This is a genomic window from Agrobacterium sp. 16-2014-1-2a, from assembly GCF_053522705.1.
Genome location: NZ_JBNWBX010000003.1, coordinates 217,582 through 238,801 on the forward strand (window position 1 = coordinate 217,582; position 21,220 = coordinate 238,801).

Consider the following 21,220-nt stretch of genomic DNA (forward strand, 5'->3'; position numbering starts at 1 on the left):
GGCGGGTGCCACGCCCGCCAAAAAGAGCGAGGCTGACAGTTGTTGCAAAGGCACGATCCCTTGACTATGGCCGATATCGACAAAAGCGGATTTACAGCCGACTTTATCGATATAGACGCCGTTCTTGCCACGGTCCGCCGACAGTGGCGCGTCGTCCTCGCGGCAGTCGCCATTGCCGGGACAATCGGTCTCGCTTATGCCGCGACGGCCGTTCCGATCTATTCAGCTTCGGCTACCCTTTTGATCGACCGCAACAACAGCCAGGTCGTCGAGCAGCTTTCGACGATCGGCGGCGTCGTGGAGGACGAGGCTTCCATTCTCAGCCAGGTCGAGGTCCTGCAATCGGAAACCATCGGGATTGCCGTCGTCGACAGTTTGAACCTGACGGAAAATCAGGAATTCAGGGCAAACCGTGCCTCGCTTCTGAGTTCGATATTCGGCACGATCCGTTCGCTCGTCAACGTTTCGCAATGGTTCTCACCGGCAAAAGAGACCGTCATCGACGACGGCACGCTGAAGCGGGCGCTGTCGGACCGGCTACTGGACGGTCTCAGCGTCAAGCGTATCGGCCGTACCTACGCGCTGGAACTGACCTACAACTCGACATCACCGGTTCTCGCCGCCCAGATCGTCAACGCGGTGGCGTCGGCTTATCTGGTGGACAAGCTGAACTCCAAATACGAGGCGACGAAGCGGGCCAGCGACTGGCTGTCCGACCGTATTGCCGAGTTGCGTCAGCGGGCACTCGACACCGACCTTGCCGTACAGAAATTTCGCGCCGAACACGGCTTGATCGAGACCGGCAATAACGGCCTGCTTTCCGATCAGCAACTGGCCGAGTCCAACAGCGCGCTTATTCTGGCGCAGTCGGAAACGGCCAGGTCGCGAGCGCGGGTACAACGCATCGAACATATCCTTGCCACGGATGATGTCGACGCCGTCGTCACCGACATTCTCGAGAGCTCGGTTGCAAACGATCTGCGCAAGAAATATCTCGAATCCTCGAAGATCGAAACGGAAATCACCCGCAGGCTTGGCAGCAACCATGTTCAGGCGGTGCGTCTGCGCAACGAAATGCAGGAATACCGCCGGCTGATGTTCCAGGAAATCAGCCGTATTGCGCAAAGTTACAAGAGCGATCTGGAGGTTTCAGAAGCAAGAGAGAAATCACTTGCGGAGAGCGTTGCCAAGGCTACCAGCGTCAGCAACTCGGCCAGCCAGACCCAGGTTCAGCTTCGCGAATTGCAGCGTGAAGCGGAAACTTACAAGAACATGTATCAGACCTTCCTGCAGCGTTATCAGGAAGCGATGCAGCAGCAATCCTTCCCCGTAACGGAAGCACGCGTGATTTCGAGGGCAGTTCCGCCCAACATTCCAAGCAAACCGAACAAACCGCTACTTTTGGCGCTGTTCATGATCATGGGCGCCGCGGCCGGCGGTGGCATCGCCATGTTTCGCGAGTTCCGCGACCGTTTCTTCCGCACCGGAGAACAGGTTCGCGACGTTCTCGGGCTGGAATTTCTGGGCAACACCCCGCTCGTCCAGAACAAGCCGGGCACGGATGTGTTGCCAAAGGGACAGGAGGGGCCGCCTACCGCCACACGCCCGTCCAGCGTTGCCCGCTACACTGTCGATCACCCGCTATCATCCTTCGCCGAAACGCTGCGCAGCACACGGCTTGCGATAGATCTCGGCATTCCCCCGAAAACCGGCGCGCGGGTGGTGGGCGTCGTATCGGCGTTGCCGAGCGAGGGCAAATCGACGATCTCCATCAATCTGGCTCAGCTTCTGGCCGGACAGGGAGCAAGGGTTCTTCTGCTGGATGCGGATATTCGCAACCCGGGCGCCACGCGCGCTTTGGGGCGTCATGCTGCAGAAGGCCTGCTCGAAGTGCTGCTGGAAGGCCGCAATATGCGCGATGTGCTGCTGCACGACGAAAAGACGCGGCTCGCTTTCCTGCCAACGGTCGTCAAGCAGCGCGTACCGCACTCCTCCGAGCTGCTGACATCGGCGCAAATGTACAAATTGCTGGCCGAAGCGAGCGGTCTCTTCGACTACATCATCGTCGACCTGCCGCCTCTCGGGCCGGTGGTGGATGCCCGCGCGATGGCCGGCCGGATCGACGGTTTCGTCTTCGTCACAGAATGGGGCAAAACCGCCCGCAGGGCGGTACGCAATACGATTGAAAACGAAGTCCAGATCCGCAAGAAGTGTCTCGGTGTCATCCTCAACAAGGTGGACACGGAAAAGCTGAAGCTTTACCGAGCTTACGGTTCAAGCGAATATTATCACGCGCGCTACACGCGATATTACCATGATTAGGCGGGACGGAATGGCGGGCCTGCGTAAATTCTTCGCGGTCGTGCCGGTTCTCATCCTTTCCGTGTTTGTTTTATCCGTCGCCGCACAGGCGTTTTCCGAAACCCGGCGGTTTTCCGATGTCGTCGCCTTGGCAAGAATTGCCGACGACAAAAGCGGCCTGGCGCACGATCTTCTGGCGAAGACGGTCGATGGGCTGCACCCCGTCGTTGCGGAGAAAATCTGCCGTTCGGATATCGTCAAGGCCGGGTTACGGCTCGTTCTCGCAGATCTCGATGCAAATGGCCAAGATGCGACGTCGGAGGCCGGTGTGGCGCGTCTCGGCTTTGCCGAAAGCTATATTCGTCACGCGCTCTCCTGTTTGCCTGCAAATGGCGATGTGTGGCTGCGTCTTGCCATGGTTCGTTCGCTGCGTAACGCCTCGCCAATGGAAATCGCCGTTCTGATGAATTTTTCCCAACTTTACGGGCCTGCAGACGCCAACCTGATACGCGGGCGCTTCGTGATGTGGCAGCAATTTCCAAAAGACACACTGCCTCAGGCCGATGCGGCCCGCAATGCGGACACGGCAGTCGTCTGCGGTAAGGAGGGGGAAATCCTGCGATGGACCCTGCGGAAGATCTGTCCGCAGCAGCCGCAGGCCGGCATGAAACGCACCGTGCCGCTTCCGTGAAATAGCGGCCCGCCTCGTCCTTCTACCTTAGACATCGTCGCAGCAACAGTTATTGCAAAGCCGAAAGCCAATGTCGTCCATCGAAGCCCAATCAGAACCGCTATCCTCATCGCCACCGCGACCGGTTGCGTTTCCAGACTATTTTCGGACGGCCGCCATAGTCATCTTCTGGGCTATCTTCCTGCTTGCGCTTCTCAATCGCGGCGCAACTGAAATCGAGAGCCGTATCGTCGTCACCGTTGCAATTTATTTGTTGCTCGTGCCCGCCATCCTGTTGTTCGGGCCGCCCCGGGCTGGTTCAAGCTTGGCACTTGTGGCGACCTGCCTTTTGCTGGGGGCACTCATCATCCAGCTGTGGCTGCAATCATCTGTGCCGGGTATTGCTCCACCCAATCCCGCCTGGTCGACCGCCGCCATGTTCATGCAGTTCGCGCCCGACGCCACGGTTTCGCTCACCCCGGCGGATGATCGGCTCGGCCTGTTAAGCGCCGCCCTGCCCTTCGGCGCCTTCATGGCCGGCCTCGTCATTTTCGATACCGACGAGCGCGCGGCAAAAGCGCTGCGATGGTTCGCAATTGCCGGCGGATGGCTGGCACTGTTGTCAATCGTGCAGTTTCTGCTTTTTCCAGAAACACTCGGCTTCATTCAGAAGCGCTTCTATCTCGGCAGCCTGACCGGCCTTTTCGTCAACCGTAATACCGCCGCCACCTTCTTCGGTCTCATTCTCCTGACCCTCGTCGTGATGCTGCACAAACGGCTGACGGCTCCAGACTGGGGAATGGTCAGGGCGCTGGTGGCAAATCGCCTGACCGTTCCAGTCGGCCAGAAACGCCTCATCCGCAAGGCCGCCTTCATCGGCGTGCTCACTGCCTTTTGCTTCATCGCCCTGATGCTGACCGGATCGCGCGCCGGCATCGCATCAAGCTTTGCGGCACTGAGTTTCCTCATTCTTCTGACCGTCTTCAACTCACCCATCAAAACAGGCCGCAACGCGGCTGCCCTGCGGCGCAAGCGGCGCGGCACGAAGCGCCGCGCGGCGATCGTGCTCGCCATTACGCTTGGCCTGTTCCTGCTCTTCGCTAATCGCGTGGCGCTTCGCATGGAAACGCGATTGGAAGACGACATGCGCTTCTGCTACATGCCGGGCATCGCGCGTGCCATTTCTGACAGCTGGCCTTGGGGAACCGGCCTTGCAAGTTTTACGGAAACCTACGCGCCCTATCATGCGGCGCAATGCGGGGTGGACGCCATCGTCACCCACGCCCACAATGTCTATGCCGAGGGACTGCTGACGCTCGGCCTCGCATTTCCATTTTATGCGGCTTTTTTTGTGCTCGTCCAACTCGCCATTTTTATTCGCGGGGCGCGCAAACGCAAAAACTACCGGTACGCCTCCCATCTCGGCCTCGCCGGGCTGCTGCTCGTCGCATTGCATTCGACACTTGATTTTTCCCTGCAGATCCCCGGCTTCGCAATGGCTTACGCCGTATTCCTTGCGCCCGTCGTCACGCTTTGTCTCAACCCACCAGGTGTTGGACGGGACCGTTCGCGGCGGCGCGAACCATCTCCAACCGATCCCGCAATGCCGGCCTAGATCAGTCCGGATGGACAGCAGCCTTCATTTCGCTGATGCGAAATAGTTGTAACGATTATAAAACCACACAAAGACGCGAGAATTTGGGCATGCGGATATTGCAAATAACGTCGCTGTTTTCTCCGGACCGGGTCGGCGGCGCGGAGATATTCGTGGAAGACCTCGCGCGCGGGCTGGCGGAGAAGGGCCACACGGTAGCGGTGGCGGCGATCTCCCGCAAACAACAGGCCGTGGAGCTGCGCGACGATTTCGCCGTTTACCGCCTCGGACATACCACGCCGTTTTTTATCGGGGACTGGGAACAGCAACCCGGATGGAAGCGAAAATACTACAAGATCGCCGTGCAGCTGGATCCGGGTCTCGTGCGCCGGCTTGCCCGCGTCATCGATGATTTCCGGCCTGATGTCGTCAACACCCATTCGCTGTCGGAGCTGACACCGCTGGTCTGGCCGATGATCCGCAAGCGCGGCATTCCGCTCGTACATTCCCTGCACGATTTCACCAGCATGTGCACCAACGGCTCCCTGTTTCATGACGGTCACATCTGCGACGGCACCAGCAAAAAATGCCGCGCCTTCTCTTACCTGCACTGGCGTTGCCAATGCGCCGTCGACGCTGTCGCCGGTGTCGGCCACGATATTGTCGAGCGCCATGTGCAGGCCGGCTTTTTCACCCATGTACCGGAAAGCCGCCGCACGGTCATCTGGAATGCCATCGCGCCGCCAGCTTCACAGACACAGCGCATTCCACGCGCGCCTGGGGACCCGCTTGTTTTCGGCTATCTGGGCCGCATCGAGGCGCCCAAGGGTGCAGATCTCCTGATCGAGTCGCTGCCGCTCCTGCCGCCGAAGGGCTGGCGACTGGTCATGGCGGGTCGCGCGCCGGGCGGCATCGAAGCCTACGAGCAAAAAACCGCCAACCTTCCGGTCGAATTTCCCGGCTACGTGGACGCCGATAGTTTCTTCGCCGGTATAGATTGTCTGATCGTTCCACCACTCTGGCCAGAGGCTTTCGGGCGCACGGTCGCTGAAGCTATTCTACGCGGTGTGCCGGTTCTCGGCGCCAATCTCGCCGGTGTCGCCGAACAGATCGGTCGGGACCGGCCGGAACGCCTTTTCGCGCCGGGCAACGCCGCCGAGCTTGCCGCCCGCATGACTGACGCGATGCGCAACCCCGCCATTCTCGCGGAAACACCGGAAACCAAAGCGCGCATTTCGCAGGGCGTCGCGCCCGAACGGGTAATCGGGGCATACGAAACGCTTTATTCGGAGCTGCGCAGCGGCATCAGGGCATGAGCCGCAAGATTTCACCCGGGGACATGACTCCTAGACGTCAGGTCTGTTCATGGAAAACCTGCGCATAGCTTTCCGCCGCCTTCTGCCATGAATACAGCTTGCGGTTTTCATAACCCGCCTGGCGAAGATCGCTTGCCAGATGCGGCTCCCGAAAAAGCCGCTCAAGTGCCGCGACAAGGCTGTCAGAGTCCGCGGGATCGAAGGTGAGTGCGCCCTTTCCGGCGATCTCCGGCGTTGCGGAACGGTTGGAGCAGACGACCGGACACCCCAGTTGCTGCGCCTCCAGCACCGGCAGGCAGAACCCTTCATATGTGGAAGGCACGCAAAGGCAGGCGGCGTGGCGGTAAAGGTCTGCCAGTTGATGGTCGTCTATGCCGGAAAGCCGGATCAGTCGCGCCTTCAGCTCCGGATCATCTAGTACGCTGCCGATTTCCTCGGCATCGTCGCGGCCAACATGCACGACGTGCAAATCCGGCCTAACTTTGCCAATCACGGCAAAAGCCTTGCCCAGAAGCGAAAAGTTCTTATTCGACGTCGCGTTTCCGACCGCCAGTATGTAGGGCGCGGCAACTGGCGGCGGGCCGTTTAAACTCGCTAGATCGACATTCAGGGTGCTGTCAGAATGGATAGTCAGGCTTTTCCCGGCAGCCGATGGATAAAACTGCGCCAGATCCTTACGCGTCGCTTCCGATACGCAGGTGATCCGGTTCGAACCAGCCATCATCAGTCGAAAGATCAAATCCGTCGTCAACGTCGCCCGCCAGCCGATCTGTTCGGGAATGGTCCTGAAATAAAGATCGTGAACCAGGGTGACGCGCCGTTTGCCGCCGCTGGGACTTCCGAAGGGATCGGCGTTGAACAGCACATCGATGCCGAGCTTGCGGCAAAGTGCCGGTAGCGTCATGGCCTGACGCAGCACATCAAACACCATGATACGCGGCCGCGGCGTCTCAATCAGCTGAAGGCGGCTTTCGCGCAGGTTTTCGGGCAGCTGTGCCCGCGTCCAGGGAGAGCGCAGGATGTAGTCGTCCCGCGTCTGATCCAGCAGCCGCTCCAGCAGGCTGAAGGTCACGCGGCCGACGCCGGAAGGTTTGCCGCCATACTGGCTCGGCATGTTTACGAGAATACGCATCCTGACCCTTCCGCTTGCCTGCACTTTCTGTCCGAATTGATCGCCAAGAGGCCCCTCACACTGCTTCCGACAGCAAAGCGGAAACAGACCGGCAGGTCTCCTCCAGCGAAAAACGCCGGCTCACATCCTCGCGGCCCTGCTGCGCCAGCCTTTCCGCCAGAGCTGGCTGCGACAGGATGCAGCCTAGTGCTGCCGCAAGCGCCGATGCGTCGCCCGGCGGCACCAGAAGACCCGTTTCGCCGTCCCTAATGATTTCGGTAACCCCACCACCGCGTGTAGCGACAACTGGCCGCCCGCACATCATGGCCTCCACCACCACCCGCCCGAACGGTTCGGCGACAACAGAGGTGTGGGCAACGGCATCCATCGATGCCATCAGCTCTGGTACATCCGACCGGAAACCGAGGAAGCGGACACGACCATCCAGACCGAGACGGGATGCCTGCTCGCGGATGCGCGTCTCATAGGCGTCCTGCCCGAATAGCGCTCCGCCAACGATGACGGCCTGAACGCCATCCATCGCCGCGATCGCGTCCAGAAAGACGTGCTGCCCCTTCCATTCGCTCAGCCGGCCGAACAATCCGACAAGCGGTTCAGGACCAAGGCCCAATTCCGTACGCAACCGCGCAGCTCTGCCGGGATCGTGGGCCACAGCCTTTGCGGGGTTGAAGCCGTTATAAACGATGCGGACCTTTTCTGCCTGCCCGCCAGCTTCAACGAAAGCCCGGCCGGTTTCCTGCGAATTGACGGCCACCAGCCTTGCGAAAAGGCGCGCGAATGCCAGCGAGGCATGGCGATTGGCGGAGCTGAATGCGGGATCGGTGACTATATCGTGCAAAACCCAGACAAGTGGGCGGCGGCTGAGTTTCGCGGCAAGCGCGCAAACGAACAGCGCCTTCTGCGAATTGGCGCAGATTACGTCGTAATGTCTCGCCTGCTGGCTCAATTGCCAAGCGACGGCGACAACATCGGCCGCGCCACGCAGCATTGCGCCAAACGGTGAGTCACGGCGGATCGACAGCATTTTTTCGCCAGCGGATAACATGACCGGAGGCCTCCCGGCCGCTGCCAGATCATCAGCAGCACCACCGCCACTGAGAAAACAAGCTCGCCAGGAATGCGGTCCGGCCTTGACGAGGTCCGTCAGAAAAAGCTCGGCGCCACCCTTCTCTCCTGTGTGACTGACAAATAGAGCGGATGTCATGACATCACCTGTGAAGTACCAGAGCACCCAAGTTGCCATTGCCCTAAATTGCGGGCATGAATGGACAGCCCGTGAAAATGACGAGTGCACTTGCCAACGGCAGGGATATTTTCACCGGCAATTTCAGTATAAGAACAACAATGCTTGATTGTGGTTAGAAAAAATAACATTCAAACCTTTATGCGGATAAGAATCCGATATACGTAAATTAAAAGAAAAATATTCTATCTATATATTTTAAAAGAGATCGAAGAAAAATTCGTGACGTATAATTTTACTGCTTTTCGCCGTCCCGTTTCCTGCGTTTTGTCCCCCGGCCTTTCGGCGGAGTTATCCTAGGGCCAGACGAGGAGAACGAACGATGACACCGCTCAAACGCAACATATGCATATATATGACCGGAACGGAAGAGGTGCCGGCATGATCGGCGTATCGCTCGGCATCACCTCCCGAAACATCCCCACCATGGTCCCTTCCCTGAACGCGCTCTCACCCTTGCGCGCGCGTTTGACTGCGGGTCAGAATGCCACGATCTTCGTGAATGGTGACAGCACCGCCTATGCCGATGCCGGACCATTCCAGCAGTTCGCCATGATGCTTGGCGATCTGCACGACACAAGGGTTGTGCTGCACCGCTGGGCAGAATGGCAGACAAACGCCCCCACCGGGCCAAAGGCCTATGCGGATTCGGTTACGCTGCGCGCAGGCATGGGGCCAACGCTCACGGTCTATCTTGCGGCACTGCCCGGCGGCATGGCCGGTTACATGCTCGCGGACCAGCGCGCGGCGGCGTTGAAGATTCCGCGTCCCGACCTGTGCATCACGCATCATGGGCATAATATGCAGAGTTTCGAGACGCCGGGTGGTATCCTAAGCTCCGGACGAGCCGCCCTGCTCGGACCGCTTGGCATGATCGAATGGCAATGGCCGGGTGCCCCCCAACTCATCACCACCCAGAACCCCTGGCGCGATAGCACCGGTTACGACAAGGTCTATAATGCGATCCTTGACCTTGCCCGAGCGCACCCGGGCCTCACGCTGGTGGATACACACGCGTCATTTGTAGCGAGAGGCAAGGACCATGCGCTTTACCGCGACAACGTCCATCCGAACGATGCCGGATCTCAGCTCATCGCCCGAACCTTGTTCAGTTGTTATCTGGGATCGGCGCCCGATAACGTCTTTCAGACACCTTGTTGGCCAAAACTTCCCGCCGCCAATCTTATCGTCAACGGCGATTTCACCGATTGGACGGGATCCGCTCCATCGGGTTGGAGCCTGGCGGCGTCGGGTTCCGCCATAAAAGCCGCAGAAGTCACCTTTTCTCCGGCTTTCGCTCACAGCCTCGGTTTGCGTGCGAATGGCAACCAGTCGGCCGCACTGGTTCGTTATTTTCGCAATGCGGAGGCCGCCGCGATGATCGGCAAAACCGTTTCATTTGCAGTGCTTTATAAAAATACCGAGGGACAGCGTGCGCCCTATGTCACACTGGTTTCAAAAAGCGGCGGCGCAGTCCGGACGATCAGTTGCTCCGCGCTTCAATTTGGTGGTGCGAACGCCCTCGACAATAGCGGCTGGATGTGGGCGACAGCCAACGACATCGCGATCGATCCTGATATCAGCCCCAGCGGATATGGTTTCTATGTGAGGATCATGCCGGCATTCGGCATGAGCGCGCCGGTTTCCAACGAACCGCTTTACATACAGCGGGTGATCGCCGTTGAGGGCGCTCTGCCAAAAGGCAATCTGAGCGACTGAAAACCATAGAAAATTGTCTTGCGCGGCAACGTCATCAAGACCACTATTCATCGTCATCACCCTGTCGCCTCATGGTGATGACGTCCTCTCCCACAGGGCCGCACCAAGGTCCGCCAGTGAAGGATACAGGCCGGGAATGACCAGAAACACAAATATGGCGGCATCGCATCAATCGCCGTTGCCGGGTTTCGTTTTGGCGATGCCTCTTTATCCTTCAAAAACCATACAGGTGCCCGGTCTCTTTCTGGCGATCTTCGTTTTTTCCATTGGCTTTTTCATTCAATGCAATGTGCTGACCAGCAATCTGGGCCTGCGCTTCCTCAACATCACCGACATGCTTGTCCTGATGACGCTACCCGTTATTGCCCTGCTTTACATTCGCTGTCTGACGCCCTCGATCATCCTGCTTTATCTCGTTCCGCTAACCATTTTTTTTGCACTTTCGGCTGTCTTTGCCGACGAACGTGGCGAAGGTGAATTTTACACCACCGCGATGGCATATTTTTACGCGGTCTATTTTCTGTTTTTTGCCTATATGCTGTTTAAGGAGAACCTTCTCGAGCTGTTCTGCTGGGGCATCTTCGCCGGCTTCATCGCGGTGACGATCCTGCTTTTTCTGGACATCGTCATTCACGACCAGCTCGCCTCCCTTGGCCTCTCTTTCATGTTCGATGAAACCGCCGTGCTGGCAGCTGCGGCAAAAGGCGAATTGAGCCCGTTGCTTTTGCGTGTCGAAAAAGCGGGTGGCATCTGGCCGGTGGGCAACACAGCCGGACCTGCCTTTGCGTTGGCGGGTGCGGCAGTCGCCTATCTTGCCGAAAGGCAAAAACGTCCCGCGCTGTTTGCCGTATTTCTGCTGGTCTATCTGGCGAGCTTCACACTTACTCTCAACCGGTCCGGAGTATTTGCCGTTCTTGCGATCGGGGTCTATTTCTACATCAGAAATTTTTCCATCAAAATGCTGCTCAGCACCTATTTTGGTTTTGCCTTGTCCGCCCTTGTCATCGCGGCGGTTTTGCCATTGGGTGCTTTCGATTTTGCGGAACAGATATTTTCAAAACGGTTTCTCGAGGACAGCAACAGCAGCAACAATGCGCAGGAGCGCTGGGATACGCTCACTGGCGGCTTTCAGGTGATGCTCCATCATCCTTTCGGCATCGGTTTTACCGCTCGATATGAAGAACTGTCGCGAATATCGAGAATCGGAACACCGCATAGTGGCTTTCTCGCCACGGCCTATGCGTCCGGCATAGGATTTGGCCTTCTCAGCGCCTTTGCGCTTGTTTACGCGATCCTCCGGAAACGAAAAGTCGGTTTCTTCGCCTATTCGGCGATCGCAATCGTTATCGTCTATCAATTTGAAGAGCTGAATTTCAATCCCGTTTTCATGGCCTATATGGGGCTCGTACTCGCCTATACTTTCATTGATCTGGATTTCAGGTTCTTTCTGAAAAATACGATGATGCGGATGGCTGGAATGGCAGAAGAGGACGCTTTGGCGACGGCACGACCGGCGTAAATTGCGGCGAGGTTCTCTCGCTCCAAACCGCACATCCTTGCTGGCAAAATTTGTTCCGTTTTCAAGTGGGCGCTTTAGGTCACTTCGATGATTTCAATCTCTTTGCCGCCCAGGCTGACAACATCACCGGCAGATTTTCCCATCAACACTCCTGCGACCGGGGAGACATAAGACATCGATCCATTGGCCGGATCGGCTTCATCCTCGCCTACGATCCGGAACCGTTGCGTCCTCCCGTCATCACGGCTGAATGTTACCACGCTGCCGAAGGCAACGGTGCCATCAGCAGGCGGGCTCGGCATCAGCTGGGCGGTGCGAACGCGCTCCGCGAAATACCGAATGTCCCGCAGAGGATTGGCTGAAAGCCGACGTCTTTCATTGACGTCTTCGACGGCATTGGCCGTTTCGCAGGCTTCGCGCGCCAATTGCAGCTGCTGCTCCAGCGCTTTCAGCCCAGCCTCCGTCACCAGATTGGGATGAGGCGAAATCACCCGGTCCGGCAGAACCGTTTCGGCTGCGGTTTCGGCACTATCTTCCTTGGTAAAGGCTACACTCAACTCTCGCACTCCATCCCCGTGAGATGCCACTTTGAGCATCTCCCTTGCCGTCCAATCCTGCCACCGCCCATCGCAATGCTGCAATAGCGTGCACCACGGAAACCGCCCATGTACCCCTCATTTCTGGCTCTAACAGGAGGCTTTTCGCCCTGTTAGGGTATTGCCCAAGAGGAGTGAGAAAGCCAACGCTAACGGACAGGAGACGGTCAATGGCCCGGACAGTATTGAATGCGCTTGGAGACACACTCTACTACAGCGACAATTCCACCGGATTTTTTTCCGCCACGGGTTCCGGACCGCTGCTGACAGGCACTGGCCTCAATGATTCCATGTGGGGCGACAGTTCCGTCAATGTGACAATGGCGGGCGGCACGGGCGACGATATTTATTACCTCTATTCCAGTATCAACCGTGCCGTCGAAAATGCCGGGGAGGGTATCGACACCATCGACACCTGGATGAGTTATACCTTGCCCGACAATTTCGAAAACCTGCGGGTAACCGGAGATGGTCGTTATGCCTTCGGAAATGAGCTGGACAACATCATAACCGGCGGATCGGGCAGCCAGACCATTGATGGCGGGGGCGGTAACGACGTGCTGATCGGCGGTGGCGGTGCGGATACATTCGTTTTTACGAGCGGCAACGGCACCGATCTCATCATGGATTTCAGCGCCAACGACACGATCCGGCTTAACGGTTACGGCATCACATCCTTCGAGCAGCTCGTCAGCAATGCCACCCAACAGGGCGATAATCTCTGGCTGAACTTCGCCAACGGCGAGGCCGTCGTTCTTGCCGGAACGACCATCGACGATCTTCAGGCCGACCAGTTCGAGCTCAGCCTCGACCGATCATCCCTCACCCAGACCTTTGCCGACGAATTCGATGCACTTTCACTTCGCAGCGGCGATCAGGGGACTTGGGATGCCAAATATTGGTGGGCACCGGAAAAGGGAAGCTCGCTGACGACGAATGGCGAGGCGCAATGGTACATCAACCCCGCTTATGCCGGCACATCAGAGGTCAATCCCTTCAGCATCAACAACGGTGTCCTGACCATCACCGCTGCGGAAACCCCGCAATCGATCGCCAACGAGGTTGAGGGCTATGATTATACCTCGGGTATGCTGAACACCTATTCGTCGTTCAGCCAGACCTATGGTTATTTCGAAATGCGCGCCGACATGCCGACCGACCGGGGCGCTTGGCCGGCCTTCTGGCTTTTGCCTGAGGACGGCTCCTGGCCACCGGAACTCGATGTCGTGGAGATGCGTGGGCAAAACCCCAATACGTTGATCATGTCCACCCACTCCAATGCAACGGGAGAACAGACATCAGTCATAAACAATGTCAGCGTGCCAAGCACGGAAGGTTTCCACACATATGGCGTTTTGTGGGATGCGGAGCATATTACCTGGTATTTCGACGACGTCGCCGTGGCGCAGACGGATACGCCTGATGACATGCACGACCCCATGTATATGGTCGTCAATCTTGCTGTCGGCGGCATGGCAGGAACGCCGTCGGCGGTTGATTTCAGCGACGGTTCGCAAATGATGATCGATTACATCAAAGCCTATTCGCTTTCCGACTGGGCCGCGTAACGAAAAACGCCGGCAGTTGCGTTCAGAACTGCCGGCGCTTCAGACCTCAGCCTGTCGGCTGGGCCTTGTTCAGTTCAGTCATTCAGCCGCGATCTGCATCCGCTCAGTGTAGAGCGACATGAGATGACGCGCCGTTTCAAGACTCGCGGGCTGTTCGGCACGGTAGCGGCGGCCGATTTCCATCATCAGCACGGTATCCGGCAGGAAGGTCAGCTCCGAGAAGATGCCCTGCCAGTCGATATCTCCCCAGCCGAGCGGCATATGCAGATCGCCGATGCCGAGAGCGGTATTTTCCTGGTCGAAATACGGTTGATAAAAGCCCTGCGGCCGGCCGAAGGAATCGTGGACATGCAAATGGCCGGCAACCGGCGCCATGGCACGAAGCTGTTCGCGAAAATCGAGCCCGCGAAAGGTGGATTCGAGATAGGCGTGGCTGAAGTCGATCAGCGCAACGACGTTATCATGGCCGATGGCCTTAACTGTCTGGGCCACCTCGGCAGGCGTCTGGCGATATTGGCCGGGTTCGGTGGAGAAGATATTCTCAAGCGCGACCCGCACGCCATAGGGCTTGCAGAATTCCGCCAGCTCGAAAAGCGCCTCCCGCTCACGGGCATCGGCATCGGCCCGCTCGGCGATCTGGTCGGCACGCAGGGCACCACCGTGTTGAACGAGGATGCCCGCGCCGATGCGATCGCACAGGACGGCCAGCGCCTTGGCTGCATCTATCTGGTAGCGGCACGTTACCGGGTCCATGAAATTGGACGAAACAAGACCGTGCACCGTGTAGCGGAAGTCGAATTCTTTGGCGAGCGCCACGAACCGTTGAGCGCGCTCCTCGATGATGCGACCGCCTGCGATCAGATCAAGGCTCGTTGCGGCGATTTCAACGGTGTCGCAGCCAATTTCGGCAAGCGCACGAAGATCGCTTTCGAGTGTGGCCAGTTCACCGTCGTCCGAGCTGGCGTTGAAGCCGGTTCCAATAAGATTGCTCATGTCATCATCTCCAGGGGTAAGGAAGGTCATGCGAGTTCAGGCTGCCGTACGGCGCGGCGCGCCGTATCGAACAGGTCCGGGCGGTCGATATTGACGTAGTCTACCCCGGCCAATGCGATCTCATTATGAAGGTTGGCATCATCGCCGCCATAATAAATCATGATTTCCAGACCCGCCTTGCGGCATGCCGCGACAAGGCCGGGCTTGCGCATCTGCGCAGGTGTGATCTCGATGATCGAGGCATGGTGAACAGCCGCAGCCAGCGAAGGCGACTTGGCGATATCGAGCGTCATCATCTTGCGGAATTCCGGCGCGGCGGCGGCCAGGCCCCGGCGCATTTCTTCGGAGAAAGAGAAAAAGAAGGTGTCGCGCACCATGCCGAGGCTCCGTACCAGTGCCGCCACCTTGACGGGATCGCAATATTTCAGCTCGACATAGACGCCGCAGCGGCCGCGCAAATGGCTGAGATAGGCATCGAGCCGCGGTACAGCCGCACCCTTGAAGTTTTCGCCGAACCAGCTGCCGGCGTCCAGTGCATCGATCTCCCTCGACATTATGTGGCCGATGGGACCCGTGCCATTGGTGGTACGATCCAGCGTTTCGTCGTGAAAGACATAAAGCACGCCGTCCGCGCTCTCGCGCACGTCGAGCTCGATGTAATCCGCTCCCTGCTGCAAGGCGAGGTCGGCGGCGGCGAAGGTGTTTTCGGGCGCAAAATGGTTGGCACCGCGATGGGAGACGATTTTAGGCATGGAAATTCCTGTCAGTTTACGGCTTCCGGTTCACGCGCCGGAATAGTCGAATGGTGGGAGAGATCGGCATGCAGCCCGGCGATGCGGTTGCCAGCGGCGTCGAACACGAGCGTCAGCGCCGATTTGCAGCTGATCCCGACACGATCTCCCGGCGCGTGGCGTATCGTCTCGCCATATTCCAGCGCGTGGATCATGCCTGCAGGCGTATCGATCGTGTAGAATACCTCGCGCCCCATGGGCTCGACGGTGGTAACCTGCCCCTCAAGCCGCGCCTCGGACGATGTGACGAGGGCGATATCTTCCGGGCGCAGGCCAAAGGTGACTTCGCCGTCACAGCGGGCATTGAGGTCGAGCAGGGCATCGCCAATCTGCAACTGCCCGCCTTGCGCCCATCCTTTCAAGAGATTCATTGGCGGCGTGCCGATGAAACCGGCCACGAACAGATTGTCGGGCCGGCGATAAAGATCATCGGGCGTGCCGATCTGGGCAATGGCGCCGTTGTTCATGCAAATGATCCTGTCCGCCATGGTGATCGCCTCGATCTGGTCATGGGTGACGATCAGCGTGGTGATCTTCAGGCGCTTCTGCAGGCTTTTCAGCTCGGCGCGCATGGTGATGCGCAGGGTCGCATCGAGATTGGAAAGCGGCTCGTCCAGAAGCAGGATGTTCGGTTCCTTGACCAGCGCGCGGGCAAGCGCCACACGCTGCTGCTGGCCGCCGGAAAGCTGCGAGGGCCGTCGGTCGAGCAACGCGCTGATCTGCACGAGGCTTGCTGCCTCCTCCACCCGCCGCGCTGCTTCTTCACGCGGAACATTCTTGAAACGCAGCGGAAAGGCGATGTTCTGCCGCACCGTCAGGTTGGGATAAAGTGCATAGGACTGGAAGACGATGCCGACATTGCGGTCGCGCGCATCGATGCGATTGACGTTGTGGCCGTCGAAAGAAATCTGACCCGCGGTCGGCGCGTAGAGCCCGGCGAGCAGGAAAAGCGTGGTCGACTTTCCGCATCCGGACGGCCCGAGAACGGCGACGAATTCGCCGTCTTCGATGGAGAGGGTCATCGGTTGCAGAACGCGGGTGTCGCCCCAGCTTTTGGTGACATTGTCGAGGGTGATCCTGGCCATGGCGATTATCCTTTGATCCCGCCGAAACTCATCTGGGTGATGTATTTCTGCGTGAAGATGTAAATGATCAGCACAGGCAACAGATAGATGATGCCTACGGCAGCGATCATGCCGTAATTCACGCCGGCGCTGTCCTGTGCCACGAAGAAGAGATAGAGGCTCATCGTCATCTGGCTTTTTTCGATGAGCAGGGTCTGGACGAAAACATATTCTTCCCAGCCACGCAGAAAGGTGAAGGTGGCAACCGCGATCAGCCCGCTTCTTACCTGCGGCAGAACCACCATGCGAAAGGCTTGGAAGCGGCTCGCGCCATCGGTGACGGCACTCATTTCGATGTCCCAGGGAACGTTGTCGAAAAAGCCCTTGAGAACAAAAATTGCAAACGGCAGCTCAAGCGCACTCATGACCAGCACGACGCCGAAGAGATTGTTGAGCAGGCCCATGTAATGCAACTGCACGAAGATCGCGACGGTGAGCGCGAGCGCCGGAAAGGCATGCAGCAGCAAAAGCCCGCGCAGCACATTTTCACGCCCGGCGAAGGTGAAGCGCGACAGCGCATAGGCGGCCGGCGTGGCGACCAGCGCGACGATCAGCGTCTGGGAAGCGGCAAACAGCAGTGAACTGCGCATGGCGGTCCAGATGGATGGCATCAGCGCCATGCGCGTGGTGCCGGTTTTCTCGATATCGCGGCTCCAGAGGAAACTGTAGTTGTCGATAGTCAGATGCGGCAGCACCAGCACGAAGACGAGCGCCGCAACCACGGCACCAAATGCCAGCCATAGCAGCGCGGGATTGCGCAGGCGCTCGGAAAGAAGCGCAACTGCTATCGCCCCGCCATAGGCAAAAGCGGCGATTGCGCCGCTGCGCCACAGCACAAGTCGGCTGAGATTGTCGTCGGAAGTCGTGAGCGACTTCACCAGCAGCCACAGGTAGGGCAGGAGAACCGGAACCGAAACCACCGTCAGGAACACAAGAATGACGGGAACGAAACCGGCGCGATGGGCAAGGCTGCGCCTTTCAAGACGCGTCCAGTCCGGCTTCAGATCAAGCGCACGCCTGCTGTGGGCAGGCGAGTGGGTGTGGGCGAGCGTCATCACAGCACCTCGATTTTGGCGGGAGCAAAAGTCGAGCGCATATTGCTGATGCGCCATTGAATGAGGGTGATGGCAACGCCTATCGCCATCAGGCCAAGCGCAAGTGCAGCACCATAGGCATAGGCGCCGTTTTCGAAGGCGCGCCGGTAGATATAAAGCGGATAGGTCGTGGAATCGTAGACAGGCCCACCGCCGGTGATGAGCAGGATATATTCATAGGTCGTCATCAGTGAGAGCGCCTGATAGAGCGTGATGAAACGGATCGGTGACGAGAGCGCGGGTGCGACGACATGGCGAAGCACACCCCATTCGCTGGCGCCATCGACGCGCGCCGCATTGGCCAGATGCGACGGTATGGAGCGGATGGCCGATGTGAGGATGACCATGGCGAAAGACGCGCCGACGACACCGTTCGCCACCACCACCAGAAACAGCGGAAAGTCGTTGCGCAGGTTGAGAGCGGGTGCGCCGAGCGCGCCAAGAAACTGGTTGAGCAGGCCGGAAGACGTCGGATCGGCGATCCATATCCACAGCACGCCGTAAAGCACGGCGGGGCTCATGCGCGGCAGCAGCCAGAGGCCGCGAAAGAAGTTGCCTAGCCGGTCCGGTATCGCCGTGGTCGTAACGGCCAGAAGCGCGCCAAGCCCGATATTGAAGATGAACAGCGTTGCGCCGACATAGATCAGCGTCGTCAGCAACACCATCGGCAGGCGCACGTCGCGCTGAAACATGCGCTGGAAATTCTCGACCGTGAATTTGCCCACCCTCAGGTTTGCGCCCATATCGGTAAAGGCGATCACCAGATTGACGACGATCGGGGCAAGAAAGAACACGCCAAGCAAGGCGAGAGCCGGAGCCAGATAAAAGATCGGCCGGGCCGGGCGGCGCGCCCGAAGCTGAAATTGAGACATTACGATATACCGGTGGGAACGCGGAAAAGCCGCCCGGCAGAACCGGGCGGCATGGTTTCGGGCAAACTCAGTTGCTTGCGGCGTCGCGGATTTCGATCTCCGCGCCAAATTGCAGCTCAAGCTCGTCGGCGATGAAATCGACCGCCTGCGCGGCCGTCATCTTGCCGGTCTCAACCGCTTGCAGACCGCTGAACAGCACCTTGTTGTAGCTGCCGAACTTGGTGTGGTTGGGCACGAACTGCGCGTATTTCATCATCGGCGAAGCAGCGGAGAGTACCCAGTTATCGCGGTATTTCGGCATGGCCGTCTGGGCGTTGCTGATGGCCGTATGATAGGATGTCACGGCGTGTTCGTTGTTGAAATAGGGCAATGTCGCAAGCGCCACGAGATCGGCGGCGATATCGGCATTGGCACTCTTCGGATTGAGGGTGTAGAGCAGCGGGTGCGACAGGTTGGCCGGCTTGCCGCCTTTTTCGGCTGCCGGAGCGGAAATCCAGCCGATCTTGTTGAAGTATCCCTTGCCATCTGTCGGCCAGGTCGCGCCGTTCTTGTCACCCACCTGCCAGGCAACCGCCCAGACACCCTGATGGAAGATGAAGGCCTTTTCCTGCTTGAAGGCCGTCTGGATCGCCTCCCAGCTCATGGCGGTATTGTCGACGGGCGTCACGCCTTCCTTGGCATTGCGCTCATACCAGCCGAGCGCCTTGGCCATTTCGGCCTTGGGGAACATCAGCTTGCCGGTCTTTTCGTCCATGAACTTCACGCCATAGGACTGGAACACCATCAGATAGTCGATACCGACATTCGGGCGGTGCAGCATGCCGTATTGTGCGGCCTTGCCGTCTACCACTTCCTTCGACAGGGCCGTCAGATCGTCGAGCGTGAATTCGCCGGCGTCGACCTTGGCCGGAAGGCCTTCGATGAAGGCTTCGTCCTTGCCGATCTTGCGCAGCATGTCCTTGTTGTAGAAGAACATGCGGATTTCCGCGTCCTGCGGAATGCCGTAAATCTTTCCGTCCGTCGCCTTGGCCGAATTCCACAGAACCGGCAGGATATCGCCATAGACCCAGGGAGCAGCGGCGATCTTGTCTTCCATCGGCATGGCATAGCCGTCCTGCGCGAACTGGCCGATCCATTCATGCGGCAGGATGTAGATATCCGGCCCCTGCCCCACCGAAAACGCCTTCAGCGTGTCGAGCGCGAAGGAGTCCCAGCCCTGCACGGCGCTGTTGTTGATTTCGATGACGACGCGTTTGTCGACGCCTGCTGCCTTGAACTGTGCGTTCATGATGCCGGCGGCGGCTTCGATGTTGGTGACGCGGCCCGGCGCATTCTTGTCGGCGAGCGTCCAGAGCTTGATGTTGATGTCTTCGGCAAAGGCGACAGCCGGCAAAAGCGCGCCGAGGGCAACCGTGGCCATCAGGGTGAGAGACTTGAACATGTGATCCATTCCCGTTGAAACTGATTATTTAATTAAGTTGCTTAATTAACAGCTTCATGACATTTCCCTAGGTAAAGCGCGGGAGAGTGAAACTTTGACTGAGAGACGGCAGGGCGGGCTGGCAGGCATTGGCGCAACACAGGGCGCGCTTCTGGGATATATCAGGCGCAAGGGTTCGGCCTCGCGGGTCGAGCTTGCCGACTATTGCAGCATAACGCCGGCTGCCGTGAGCATGATGACGCGAAATCTGCTTGAGCGCGGTATCATCGAGGAAGGTGCACGCCGGCAGGAAGGCCGTGGCGCACCCCATATCGACCTCACGCTCAAAAAAACCGTCGGTTACGCCCTTGGTGCGCACGCCAACCGTTATTCGGTGATGTTAACGCTGTTGAATTTTGGCGGAGAGATCGTTGGAGAATTGCAGATGCGCGGCTCCTACGACGCGTTTTCCGATGTCCAACGGGCGCTTCAGGACGGATCCGAAGAACTACTGACGAAAAATGCGATCAACAGGAGCCAACTGATCGGCGCGGCCATTGCCATGCCGACCCGCTTTCGCAAGGAAGCCATGTCGCTCGATCTTGCCGAAGAGGTTATTTCCTGGGCCGGGTCTGACCTTTCCGCCATGCTGCGCGAGGCGCTGCGTTGTCCGGTGATCATAGAAAATGATGCCAATGCCGCAGCCATGGGTGAACTGACGCTTGGCAATGCGGACGGACACGAAAATTTCGCTTATCTCTATCTCTCCGAGGGGATCGGCGGCGGCATCATTATCAAAAATGAGCTTTATCGCGGTTATCTCGGCAATGCCGGCGAGATAGGCGCCTTGCGCGGCCGCAGCACTTCGCGACCCTCCTTCGAAGACCTGGCGGCATGGTGCGTGGAGCATGTGGGAGAAAAACCCTCGGGGCGCGCACCCGATATCTGGACGGATTACCTCTTGCGCAACTCCGCCGTGTTTGAGGCGTGGCTGGAACGGGCGGGACCGGAGGTTGCGCGCCTCGCCTTCGCTGTGAGCGCCGTTCTGGCGCCCACGGCAATCTTTGTCGGCGGCACCTTACCAAGGATCGTACGACAGCGGCTGGCGGAATGGCTGGATTACGAACGCTCGGACCCGTTCGACGGCGCAAAGGTGATACAGCCGAAAATCCAGCTGCCGGATGTGGTTGCGACAGACCCCGTGGCCTTCGGTGCGGCGGCGATGATCCTGCACGGCGTCGGAGAAGTGCGTTAAAGGCCGGAGCGCA

17 protein-coding genes are annotated in these 21,220 nt (G+C 58.6%); 8 read left to right on the forward strand and 9 right to left on the reverse strand.

Annotated elements, in window-relative coordinates:
- Window positions 1–66: 66 nt before the first annotated feature.
- The 4 genes from ACQZ45_RS12630 (at window position 67) to ACQZ45_RS12645 (ending at window position 5,881) form a co-directional block, all read left to right on the forward strand.
- Window positions 67–2,322, forward strand: coding sequence for a polysaccharide biosynthesis tyrosine autokinase (locus ACQZ45_RS12630; protein ID WP_003511263.1), 2,256 nt, complete (start codon window positions 67–69; stop codon window positions 2,320–2,322).
- Between the two features lie 10 nt (window positions 2,323–2,332).
- Window positions 2,333–2,992, forward strand: coding sequence for a hypothetical protein (locus ACQZ45_RS12635; RefSeq protein WP_065687888.1), 660 nt, complete (start codon window positions 2,333–2,335; stop codon window positions 2,990–2,992).
- A gap of 70 nt (window positions 2,993–3,062) precedes the next feature.
- Window positions 3,063–4,586, forward strand: coding sequence for an O-antigen ligase family protein (locus ACQZ45_RS12640; RefSeq protein ID WP_065687889.1), 1,524 nt, complete (start codon window positions 3,063–3,065; stop codon window positions 4,584–4,586).
- Window positions 4,587–4,675: 89 nt separating this feature from the next.
- Window positions 4,676–5,881, forward strand: coding sequence for a glycosyltransferase family 4 protein (locus tag ACQZ45_RS12645; RefSeq protein WP_065687890.1), 1,206 nt, complete (start codon window positions 4,676–4,678; stop codon window positions 5,879–5,881).
- A gap of 37 nt (window positions 5,882–5,918) precedes the next feature.
- Here the strand turns inward: ACQZ45_RS12645 and ACQZ45_RS12650 are convergent, their stop codons facing one another.
- Entirely contained in the window at window positions 5,919–7,013 is a 1,095-nt protein-coding gene (locus tag ACQZ45_RS12650; protein WP_065687891.1) for a glycosyltransferase family 4 protein, read from the reverse strand.
- Between the two features lie 55 nt (window positions 7,014–7,068).
- Window positions 7,069–8,217, reverse strand: a complete 1,149-nt coding sequence (locus tag ACQZ45_RS12655) for a glycosyltransferase family 4 protein (protein ID WP_448742264.1) — start codon at window positions 8,215–8,217, stop codon at window positions 7,069–7,071.
- A gap of 420 nt (window positions 8,218–8,637) precedes the next feature.
- Between ACQZ45_RS12655 and ACQZ45_RS12660 the strand changes: the two genes are divergently transcribed.
- On the forward strand, window positions 8,638–9,975 hold the full coding sequence (locus ACQZ45_RS12660; protein ID WP_065704386.1) for an SGNH/GDSL hydrolase family protein: 1,338 nt from the start codon (window positions 8,638–8,640) through the stop codon (window positions 9,973–9,975).
- A 136-nt stretch (window positions 9,976–10,111) separates the two neighbouring features.
- Window positions 10,112–11,494: an O-antigen ligase family protein gene (locus ACQZ45_RS12665; protein WP_448742265.1), complete on the forward strand. Its 1,383-nt coding sequence runs from the start codon at window positions 10,112–10,114 to the stop codon at window positions 11,492–11,494.
- A gap of 74 nt (window positions 11,495–11,568) precedes the next feature.
- Here ACQZ45_RS12665 and greA read toward each other — a convergent pair whose 3' ends face one another.
- Window positions 11,569–12,051 (reverse strand): transcription elongation factor GreA, encoded by a 483-nt coding sequence (greA, locus tag ACQZ45_RS12670; protein ID WP_065687892.1) that lies wholly within the window; start codon window positions 12,049–12,051, stop codon window positions 11,569–11,571.
- 209 nt (window positions 12,052–12,260) lie between these two features.
- Between greA and eglC the strand changes: the two genes are divergently transcribed.
- A complete protein-coding gene (gene eglC, locus ACQZ45_RS12675) occupies window positions 12,261–13,658 on the forward strand; it encodes an endo-1,3-1,4-beta-glycanase EglC (RefSeq protein ID WP_065687893.1) in 1,398 nt (465 codons plus the stop codon).
- A 78-nt stretch (window positions 13,659–13,736) separates the two neighbouring features.
- Here the strand turns inward: eglC and ACQZ45_RS12680 are convergent, their stop codons facing one another.
- The 6 genes from ACQZ45_RS12680 to ACQZ45_RS12705 all read right to left on the reverse strand — a co-directional run bounded on the left by ACQZ45_RS12680 (window position 13,737) and on the right by ACQZ45_RS12705 (window position 19,973).
- On the reverse strand, window positions 13,737–14,651 hold the full coding sequence (locus ACQZ45_RS12680; protein WP_065687894.1) for a TIM barrel protein: 915 nt from the start codon (window positions 14,649–14,651) through the stop codon (window positions 13,737–13,739).
- A 26-nt stretch (window positions 14,652–14,677) separates the two neighbouring features.
- Window positions 14,678–15,403 carry a glycerophosphodiester phosphodiesterase family protein gene (locus ACQZ45_RS12685; protein WP_065687895.1) on the reverse strand — a complete coding sequence of 242 codons (726 nt, stop codon included), beginning with the start codon at window positions 15,401–15,403 and terminating at the stop codon, window positions 14,678–14,680.
- Between the two features lie 11 nt (window positions 15,404–15,414).
- A complete protein-coding gene (locus tag ACQZ45_RS12690) occupies window positions 15,415–16,527 on the reverse strand; it encodes an ABC transporter ATP-binding protein (RefSeq protein ID WP_019564839.1) in 1,113 nt (370 codons plus the stop codon).
- 5 nt (window positions 16,528–16,532) lie between these two features.
- A complete protein-coding gene (locus tag ACQZ45_RS12695) occupies window positions 16,533–17,621 on the reverse strand; it encodes a carbohydrate ABC transporter permease (RefSeq protein ID WP_065687896.1) in 1,089 nt (362 codons plus the stop codon).
- Window positions 17,621–18,532 carry a carbohydrate ABC transporter permease gene (locus ACQZ45_RS12700; RefSeq protein ID WP_013761758.1) on the reverse strand — a complete coding sequence of 304 codons (912 nt, stop codon included), beginning with the start codon at window positions 18,530–18,532 and terminating at the stop codon, window positions 17,621–17,623. The genes ACQZ45_RS12695 and ACQZ45_RS12700 overlap by 1 nt, the downstream gene beginning before the upstream one ends.
- A 67-nt stretch (window positions 18,533–18,599) precedes the next feature.
- Complete coding sequence (locus ACQZ45_RS12705; protein ID WP_065687897.1) at window positions 18,600–19,973, reverse strand: ABC transporter substrate-binding protein; 1,374 nt, start codon at window positions 19,971–19,973, stop codon at window positions 18,600–18,602.
- A 94-nt stretch (window positions 19,974–20,067) separates the two neighbouring features.
- Between ACQZ45_RS12705 and ACQZ45_RS12710 the strand changes: the two genes are divergently transcribed.
- On the forward strand, window positions 20,068–21,207 hold the full coding sequence (locus tag ACQZ45_RS12710; protein WP_112191711.1) for an ROK family transcriptional regulator: 1,140 nt from the start codon (window positions 20,068–20,070) through the stop codon (window positions 21,205–21,207).
- Window positions 21,208–21,220 lie beyond the last annotated feature (13 nt).